6 protein-coding genes are annotated in these 6,946 nt (G+C 38.7%); 1 reads left to right on the top strand and 5 read right to left on the bottom strand.

The genetic code is table 11. From position 1 onward, the window contains the following. The 5 genes from VIK44_RS10945 to VIK44_RS10925 all read right to left on the bottom strand — a co-directional run. A partial coding sequence (locus VIK44_RS10945) for a methyltetrahydrofolate cobalamin methyltransferase (RefSeq protein WP_331553931.1) occupies nucleotides 1-782 on the bottom strand: 782 nt, incomplete at its 3' end. A 41-nt stretch (nucleotides 783-823) separates the two neighbouring features. Continuing rightward, nucleotides 824-2,185 carry a glycoside-pentoside-hexuronide (GPH):cation symporter gene (locus tag VIK44_RS10940; protein WP_331553930.1) on the bottom strand — a complete coding sequence of 454 codons (1,362 nt, stop codon included), beginning with the start codon at nucleotides 2,183-2,185 and terminating at the stop codon, nucleotides 824-826. A gap of 720 nt (nucleotides 2,186-2,905) precedes the next feature. Next, nucleotides 2,906-4,042, bottom strand: coding sequence for an ABC transporter substrate-binding protein (locus VIK44_RS10935; protein WP_331553929.1), 1,137 nt, complete (start codon nucleotides 4,040-4,042; stop codon nucleotides 2,906-2,908). 21 nt (nucleotides 4,043-4,063) lie between these two features. Next, entirely contained in the window at nucleotides 4,064-4,840 is a 777-nt protein-coding gene (locus tag VIK44_RS10930; protein WP_331553928.1) for an ABC transporter ATP-binding protein, read from the bottom strand. Further along, nucleotides 4,837-5,850, bottom strand: coding sequence for an iron ABC transporter permease (locus VIK44_RS10925; RefSeq protein WP_331553927.1), 1,014 nt, complete (start codon nucleotides 5,848-5,850; stop codon nucleotides 4,837-4,839). Before VIK44_RS10925 ends, VIK44_RS10930 begins: the two co-directional genes overlap by 4 nt. 576 nt (nucleotides 5,851-6,426) lie before the next feature. Between VIK44_RS10925 and VIK44_RS10920 the strand changes: the two genes are divergently transcribed. Continuing rightward, nucleotides 6,427-6,573 carry a hypothetical protein gene (locus VIK44_RS10920; protein ID WP_331553926.1) on the top strand — a complete coding sequence of 49 codons (147 nt, stop codon included), beginning with the start codon at nucleotides 6,427-6,429 and terminating at the stop codon, nucleotides 6,571-6,573. Nucleotides 6,574-6,946: the final 373 nt, after the last annotated feature.

The raw sequence follows: 6,946 nt of genomic DNA, 5'->3' as shown, positions 1-6,946 counted from the left end.
CCTTCTCTGTAAGCGCCAATGTATTCCATACAGTATTCATCTTCGCCTAAGAGTGCTTCTGTTGCAAAGATGATGCCCATGAGATCTCTGTTGGTGGGATCAAGAATGGCGCTGTCCAGTCCGGCATTCATTGCCAGAACCACGAAGCCCATGTTCACCATTTTACGGACCGGCAGGTTAAATGAGATGTTACTCACAGCCCCGGTAACATGAATGGTTGGATACTGTGCTTTTATTTCCCTGATGACTTCGGTGACCATGCTGATACCTTCTTCAGAGGTACAAAGCATTTCAACCAGTGGATCAATATGCATCCTGGAAGGATCAATCTTGTATTCTTTTACTTTTGCCATTAGATCTGCAAAGACATCCAAACGGTCTTTGGCTGTTTTCGGAATTCCCTTGTCGCTGTTTAACAGGGCAACACATTCCCATTTGGTATCGGCGATTGCTTTAAATGCCAAATCAACCTTGTTTCCTTCCAAGGATACGGAATTGAACAAACCTGGTTTGTTACAGAATTTCATGGCTTCTACACAGATATTTACATTTGGGCTGTCAACTGCAATCGGTGTTTCTGTTACCGCTTGTACCAGATCAATCAACCACTTCATTGTTTCAAGCTCAATACTATCCTCTACCGAAGCACAAACATCAATAAAATTAACCCCTGCTTGTGTTTGAACTAAAGCAAGATTTTTTATAAAGTCCCCATCTTTTTCAGCGATTGCTTTCCCTACGGAGGGAATCGCACCGTTAATCTTTTCTCCAATAATAATCAATATCCATTACCTCCTTGTTTTTGTTATGTATCAAACGGTCATTATTTTTTATCTGCTAAGTCTTTACAGATCACTTCCATTTTTGATGGTGTCAGTGTATACAATTTGAACATTAAAATCATTCCCAGTATCATTATTATAGCCGGATATAAAGCAAAGCCATTTTTGATACCTTGAATCAATCCTGATGTTACCGCCATATCAGCCACATAGTTTACGGAAGCAAGCACTGCAGCAATAATAATGGATCTGATAAATATGGATATTTTTATGGGGAAACTGATCAGAGACATAATAAAACCTCTGGCATTTTTCCCAGTCTTCCATTCACCATAATCAACGGTTGCTGAATACATGGCAACACCCAGTGAATCTGGCAATCCATAACCAATATAGGCAATAAACATCACGATTTTAAATGCGGTTGCACTCAGTGGTAAAAACCAGACGAGAAGCAAACCGATAACTAAAAGGGATAGTGAAATTAAATACGTATTTTTTTCTCCGATTTTTTTTGCAATCGGCGCAGCGATCATTGCTGAGAAGAAATTAACAATGGTTAATCCTGTCACAAACAATGCCAGTCCAGGCAAATCGTTTATAACATATTTAAAGTAATAAAATGCCATTCCAAAAATAACAAAGCGTCCTAAATATCTTCCTAATTCGACAATCATTAATCCAATCAACGGTGGATTAACTATAATTTGCTTCAACATTTCTCCCACAGACATTTTTTGAGCAGGTTTCCCCGTTTTTATCTCACAGCCTTTGTTGGCATAATCTTTTGTGATCACAAAATAAGTCCAAAAGCATAGGGTCATAATGACACCGGTGATAATAGCCACATAGGTATAGCCTAAAACGGGATTACCAACGCCTGTTCCAATGGCGGTAATGGCTTTCACGCCGAAATAGGAAAATGCAAGGGTTCCCAGTGCATTGAACATTCCTCTATTGCTTGCCATTGTAATTCTTTCTTCTCTAACCGTTGTCAACGAGTTATTCATTGAAATATGGGCTGCATAATAAGTATTCCATACTAAATGGCTCACGATGAAACCAATAAATATAACGATTGCGTTCATTGTTGCAGTGCTTCCTAATTGTGAAAATTGAAGCACATAAAATATTGCTGCAATCGGCGGTCCAACTAACAGCCATGAACGGTATTTACCCCATTTCATATTGCTTTTTTCTAATATTACACCGGCTGTTGGAACCCATATAATATCAAAAATACTTGTGACCAGTAATAGAAGGCTAGTCAATGCCAGAGGAATTTTGACAAAATCTGTTAGAAATGCTGCGAAAAACAGTACTTCTATGTTGACAAATGTCTGAAAACCAAATGATGGCAATCCATAAAGATTGATAACTGACTTTTTCAATGATTTTTCCATGATAAATCTCCTTATTAATTTTTATTTAGGTAATTGCGAGAGTACTGTGAGCTTCGCTGTCTGTTTACATGAAACAATTTTTCCACTATACGTCGTACAGTTCTTTGAACTGTTCGCCTATACGTTATAAAATTGTTTATGAAAACTGACACCAAAGCAATTTACACTTGTGTTTTTGAATTTCACAATTGCCATAATTTTTATTGTTTAACAGAATCAGCTTTAATATGTTGTAGTCTTATCAATCCTCCATTCTAATTTAATCATTCAAATCGGCGACCACTCCAAGAACTATAAAAGAAACATCGAAATTATTTTTTACAGCATTTTCCTTGACGCATCCAAAATAATTTGAATGTTGTAAATTTCACAATATTTATAATATTAATTGTGCACGTATACATCAATCCCGTCAATAACTTTTTGTAATTTTTTCTATTTTAACAATTTTCAATTATTATTGATATATTTTTTATCTGAATTATTTTGACGATTTGGGAAAGAATATTAGAAGGAAAGAAAGAATCTCAAACTAAAGTTTACTCATTGAATTGCAGATAATAATCATATAAATTCCGATATTCTGCCGACTTCAGGCTCTGATTGGAAACGGTTCTTAATAATATGGAGCTATGGGCTGTTAGATTGCGCCCATCCTTGATCCAACTAAAAACGGCAAAATAGTCTAATTTGACTACTTTGCCGTTTTTTTATATTATGCTATTTTGCAGTTTTTGCAATTGAATTTGCCACCAGGGCATTATATTGGTCTTGGGTCAGATCACTATGATAGAAAAGTTTATAGTATTCTTTTGCTTTATCATAAACATTGTATTTCGCCTGATCCGGGTATAACAGCTGGGTCATCCAAATCTCACCCATGTATCGGTTGACAGAAGGTGGGAATCCCATCCAGTTGTAAGGACCATTCGGCACTTCATAATATTTTCCATTTTTTATTGCCGTCAGTTGCTGCCAGGCTGGATCAGCTACAACTGTGCTGTAAATGCTTCCGGGAGCAAAAATAATCACATCAGGATCCCACAACAATAACTGTTCCATACTTACTGTATCTCCGGTTCCCATGCTTGAAACTGAATCCAATACAGCCATATTATTGCTGACCTTATCAATAACCTCTGCATGAATGGAGCCTTTGGCAATTACGTTAAGGCCATTATCACCCATACAGTAAACCACCTTGACTTTTCCGGCTTCCCCAACTTTATCCATAATAGCCTGGGTATCACTGTTGGTTTTTTCACAATACTTGGCCAGAGTTTCTCCATCTTTTTCCATGTTGAGAAGTTTACCCAATGTTCTGTATGCTTCAGCCATCTTATCCATTGTTCCCTCAATATGTACAGCAGGTATTCCAACCTGTGTCTGAATAGCGTCCATATCTTCTACAACCGTTTTCTTTGCATCACCAATATCAATAATGATTTGAGGGTTAACCCTGGCAATTTCTTCAAGATTTAAATTTTTCATTCCATAAAACTGTCCTAAAACTGGCAGCTCATAATATTTTGTATCGATGTACTGTTTATTTAGGTCCGTCCATGCACTTGTAATCCCGACAAACTTTTCAGGCGCCAAAGCAAAAAGCGCCATTTGAGCCAGTGAACCGGAAGGTACGATTTTAGTAATATTAGTGGGAACTTCTACCGTTCGTCCTGTGGTGTCCGTAAAGCTGGTGGTTGCATTTTCATTTGGAGCACTTGCACCAGCATTGCTGCAGGCAGTTGCCATTGTCATGACTAAACACACTGCGAGCAACAACCATAGAATTTTTTTTTCATTTACTTCTCCTCTTTCTCGTAATATATTTAGAACCCCTTTTGAGGTGACTAACATAAATTGAATCTTTCACAGTCTTTAAATCGCACACGTTGGAATGCATACTCTTACTTTGTCTTCATACAAACTTTTAATCTTCACTTCGGCTGCATAAAGATTGCGAATCAACTCTTCTGTAAAAATATCACCAGGCACGCCATAGGCTACAATCTTTCCATCCTTCATGGCTATGACCTTGTCTGAAAACAAAAAGGTTTGATCAGGATTATGGGTTGACTGTATAATGGTATATCCTTCTCTGGCCAAAGACTTTATCTGTGTCATCACTCGAATCTGGTTGCCATAATCCAGATTTGCCGTGGGTTCATCTAAAATCAGAATTTTAGCTTCCTGAACAAGGGCCCGAGCCATTAAAACAAGCTGACGTTCCCCACCGCTTATCTGGGTAAATCCACGGTTTCTTAAATGACAAATCCCGAGTCTTGCCAGAGCTGCTTCCACAAGCATCACCTGTTTTTTCCCAGGTTTGGAAAAGGCAGATACCTGAACCGTTGTCCCCATGAGAACCATATCAAATACGCTGAAATTAAAATATGAATAGTGGGATTGGGGAATAAAGGCTACTAATTCAGCCATTTCCTTGATACTCATTTCATTAGTATCTTTACCATTCAGCAGCACCTGACCCTGATATCCCTTCAGCAAACCCAGGATGCAATGAAAAAGAGTACTCTTTCCGACACCATTCGGTCCCAAAATAGATACTAACTGATTTTCCTGTGCTTTAAAATTAATGCCATCGAGAACAAGTCGATGGTTGTAGCCAAAACTAAGATTTGATACTTCAATGCTCAATAGATATCACCCTTTCTTGTAATTAAGTAGAGGAAGAACGGCGCCCCAATAAAAGCAGTCAATATGCCGATAGGGATCTCTGTCGAAAATAGATATTTTGATACATTGTCCACCGCCAAAAGGAAAATGGCACCAAGTAACATACTGGTTGGCATCAGATGATTGTAATTATTGCCGACAAGTTTTCTGGCCAGATGAGGAATGACCAGGCCTACCCAGCCAATCATACCACTTACCGATACACTGGCTGCTGTAACCAAAGTGGCACAGACAATGACGATGATCCGAACCCGGTTGGAATTCACCCCCATGGTCCTTGCTTCATCATCACCCATCGTGAGGACATTCATCCGCCACCTTAAAATAAACAGCGGAATAAGCCCAATGGCCATCGGTATGATTACAAATGAAACATCGCTGTTCTTCGCTCCGCTTAAGCTCCCCATGAGCCAATAGGTTATCGCCGGAAGCTGCTCATTCGGATCGGCAACTAATTTGATAAACGATGTCCCGGCTGAAAAAAGAGAGCTGACCATGATCCCGGATAAAATCAAACCCAACATACCGCTGCCCTTCGCCCTCTTACTGACTAGATACACGAGAGCAACCGTTAAAAGACTGAAGAAAAAAGCGCTGATGGCAATCATATAACTGTTTCCATAATTAAGAATTGCAAGGGCAGCACCAAATGCTGCACCGGCTGAAGCTCCCAGGAGCTCCGGAGCTGCCATCGGATTTTGAAAAACGCCTTGATAGGCTGCTCCTGCCGCAGCCAGACAACAGCCTATCAGACAAGCTAAAACAATTCGGGGCAAGCGAATATTAAATAAAACTGTTTCCATCGTATCTGTCCAAAATTGCTCTATTGGCATGATCTTTGACAGCAAAATGCCAAGCAATTCTTTAGTATAGATGGGATAGCGACCAATCCAAAAGGAAATGATGATTGAAATAATCAAAATAATTCCAAGACTAAGTACGATGACATTATTTTTTTTCAACTTATTCATTTCCTACTCTTTCTACCAAATATTACTTTGTTATTTCATTTTTTAGTTATGTTTCGTTATGTATTATTGTGTTTTATAATCGATTATAGCATCCTTTTTTGTATATGTCAATACAATCAACACGTGTGAAAAAGGAACTCAAACCATCGATACAAATCAGGATAAAACGCAAAAAAACAGAACCGATAAACGGTTCTATCAGAGTGTTTCTATTTGGTGCCCCTTCAGGAATTCTGTGTTTGGCAAAAAAAAATAGCTATAGCAAGTCTTATCTAACTATCCAAAGCTAAATCCACTTCGCACTTATTAATTTTCAACATATTATTGTGCATAATATTTACAAGTTGATCTTTCTATTTAGACCTGTATTTATTCAAGCCGCTCGCTCTGCCCGGCAAGACACGACGAATGCGTGATGCCTGAAGTAAATTTCAGCCTTGTCGCAGTGATAGCGGAGACCAGGGCGCAGGATCTGTCGGAAGTTGAGGTTACAACGAACAAAGTCCCGGGCGTTAAGCCGGGGGCGTGGGTAGAGGGATAACGTATGGCAGGCACGGTGAGAGCGGAGCGGCCACCATGCCAAGACTGGACGAACGTAAAGCCATCCAAAAAAATAAGCCCTGGGCAATTCTTTCATTTCTAAAATTGCCGGGGCTTTGTTTGACGCTGCCGTTAAAAACCATTTCTAATTTGAAAGATGCTTTTCATGGTCTAAATATTTAATTATCTGAACATCGATTGGGTATTTTTTTAACAAATATGTTGTTTATCTCTAATTGAATAATATAACGGGATACTTAAAAGCAATAATAAAAGACCAGCTGTTAAGGAGGCCTCGCGGTTAAGCCGGCTCATCGATTATTTATAATGAATCTATGGGTTCATTATAGCTTATGCGCATGAACCGTATTTAAATTCCAGTATGGTCAGATTATCAGCTGATAATTGCTCTTTCTTTTATTTTGGTTTGTTAATGTAATGTGTGAATCCAAAAATATCTTTTGCTCTTTCTGCCGTTTCTTCATCTGATAATTTCTTTTCTTCTGGTGTCATATCTTTTTGTGTAGATTTGGCATAAGAATTAAAGATTGCCGCA

It is taken from the genome of Acetobacterium sp., from assembly GCF_036508315.1.
Lineage (GTDB): Bacteria > Bacillota > Clostridia > Eubacteriales > Eubacteriaceae > Acetobacterium.
The sequence above is the reverse complement of the archived record's forward strand: the minus strand, read 5'-3'. Positions and strand labels throughout refer to the sequence as shown.

Excerpts from the sequence above, each read along its gene's own strand:
- VIK44_RS10940 (WP_331553930.1), bottom strand. The coding sequence starts at position 2,185 with ATGGAAAAATCATTGAAAAAGTCAGTTATCAATCTTTATGGATTGCCA.
- VIK44_RS10935 (WP_331553929.1), bottom strand. The coding sequence starts at position 4,042 with ATGTTAGTCACCTCAAAAGGGGTTCTAAATATATTACGAGAAAGAGGA.
- VIK44_RS10925 (WP_331553927.1), bottom strand. The coding sequence starts at position 5,850 with ATGAATAAGTTGAAAAAAAATAATGTCATCGTACTTAGTCTTGGAATT.
- VIK44_RS10920 (WP_331553926.1), top strand. The coding sequence starts at position 6,427 with ATGCCAAGACTGGACGAACGTAAAGCCATCCAAAAAAATAAGCCCTGG.